Source organism: Terribacillus halophilus (assembly GCF_900101385.1).
GTDB classification, from domain to species: domain Bacteria; phylum Bacillota; class Bacilli; order Bacillales; family Amphibacillaceae; genus Terribacillus; species Terribacillus halophilus.
In genome coordinates, this window is sequence record NZ_FMZB01000022.1 from 1 (window position 1) to 1,305 (window position 1,305).

The following is a 1,305-nucleotide window of genomic DNA, read 5'->3' on the forward strand; positions in this document are numbered from 1 at the left end:
AAGTGAGAGGCCGGAAAGGGTGGTTTTACCCTTGCAGGGCTATCGCTTAGGCCGCAGTTTCTGGTTTCTGGAGCTGGATCTAGCCGCAGCGCTAGACTTAGTAAGTCAACGCCAAAGACCAAGCACTCCGGTGCTTGGCACGCATGAGATGTAAAGTATGGCTGTTTCTTATCTAGTTTTGAAGGTTCACTTCAAAAAAGTGTTGCTTTTTCTTTTGAAAAATGCTACAATATATCTTGTCCTTAAGAAAAGGACAAACATAGAATATCTGATCTGGTGGTAATAGCGAAGAGGTCACACCTGTTCCCATGCCGAACACAGTAGTTAAGCTCTTCAGCGCCAATGGTAGTTGGGTTCGCCCCTGCGAGAGTAGGACGCTGCCAGGCGGATATATAATCCGGAGGATTAGCTCAGCTGGGAGAGCATCTGCCTTACAAGCAGAGGGTCGGCGGTTCGAGCCCGTCATCCTCCACCATTTAGCCGGTCTAGCTCAATTGGTAGAGCAACTGACTTGTAATCAGTAGGTTGGGGGTTCAAGTCCTCTGGCCGGCACCATTTTAGAGCCATTAGCTCAGTTGGTAGAGCATCTGACTTTTAATCAGAGGGTCGAAGGTTCGAGTCCTTCATGGCTCACCATTTCATTTTAATACTGTGCGTATTTAATCTATGCGGGTGTGGCGGAATTGGCAGACGCGCTAGACTTAGGATCTAGTGTCTTTATGACGTGGGGGTTCAAGTCCCTTCACCCGCACCATTTAGATTAAACGCGGAAGTAGTTCAGTGGTAGAACATCACCTTGCCAAGGTGGGGGTCGCGGGTTCGAATCCCGTCTTCCGCTCCATAACTACTAAATCAACTAATTCTGCTTGCCGGGGTGGCGGAATTGGCAGACGCACAGGACTTAAAATCCTGCGGAGGGTTCCTCCGTGCCGGTTCGAGTCCGGCCCTCGGCACTTTAAACATGCGCCCGTAGCTCAATTGGATAGAGCGTTTGACTACGGATCAAAAGGTTAGGGGTTCGACTCCTCTCGGGCGCGCCATTACGGGAAGTAGCTCAGCTTGGTAGAGCACTTGGTTTGGGACCAAGGGGTCGCAGGTTCAAATCCTGTCTTCCCGACCACTTTCATTATATAATGGGGCCTTAGCTCAGCTGGGAGAGCGCCTGCTTTGCACGCAGGAGGTCAGCGGTTCGATCCCGCTAGGCTCCACCATTGATCTTTGAAAACTGAACAAAACAACCAATTACGAACTAAACGACATGATCATTAAGATCAACGTCAGCTCTAACGAGCAAAAGCATCAACA

General features: G+C 49.7%; 9 tRNA genes and 1 rRNA gene. All 10 read left to right on the forward strand.

The features are described from left to right. The first annotated feature begins 272 nt into the window (after nt 1-272). The 10 genes from rrf to BLQ53_RS18660 all read left to right on the forward strand — a co-directional run bounded on the left by rrf (nt 273) and on the right by BLQ53_RS18660 (nt 1,211). Nucleotides 273-386, forward strand: a 5S ribosomal RNA gene (gene rrf / locus BLQ53_RS18615). 13 nt (nt 387-399) lie between these two features. Continuing rightward, nucleotides 400-475 (forward strand) — tRNA-Val (locus BLQ53_RS18620). A 4-nt stretch (nt 476-479) separates the two neighbouring features. Next, nucleotides 480-555: transfer RNA gene (locus BLQ53_RS18625), tRNA-Thr, on the forward strand. 5 nt (nt 556-560) lie between these two features. After that, nucleotides 561-636 (forward strand) — tRNA-Lys (locus BLQ53_RS18630). A 32-nt stretch (nt 637-668) separates the two neighbouring features. After that, nucleotides 669-754 (forward strand) — tRNA-Leu (locus BLQ53_RS18635). 12 nt (nt 755-766) lie between these two features. Continuing rightward, a tRNA-Gly gene (locus BLQ53_RS18640) sits at nt 767-841 on the forward strand. Nucleotides 842-868: 27 nt separating this feature from the next. Continuing rightward, a tRNA-Leu gene (locus BLQ53_RS18645) sits at nt 869-953 on the forward strand. 10 nt (nt 954-963) lie between these two features. Beyond that, nucleotides 964-1,040: transfer RNA gene (locus BLQ53_RS18650), tRNA-Arg, on the forward strand. Between the two features lie 3 nt (nt 1,041-1,043). Continuing rightward, a tRNA-Pro gene (locus tag BLQ53_RS18655) sits at nt 1,044-1,120 on the forward strand. Between the two features lie 15 nt (nt 1,121-1,135). Beyond that, nucleotides 1,136-1,211 (forward strand) — tRNA-Ala (locus BLQ53_RS18660). The last annotated feature ends 94 nt before the right edge of the window (nt 1,212-1,305 follow it).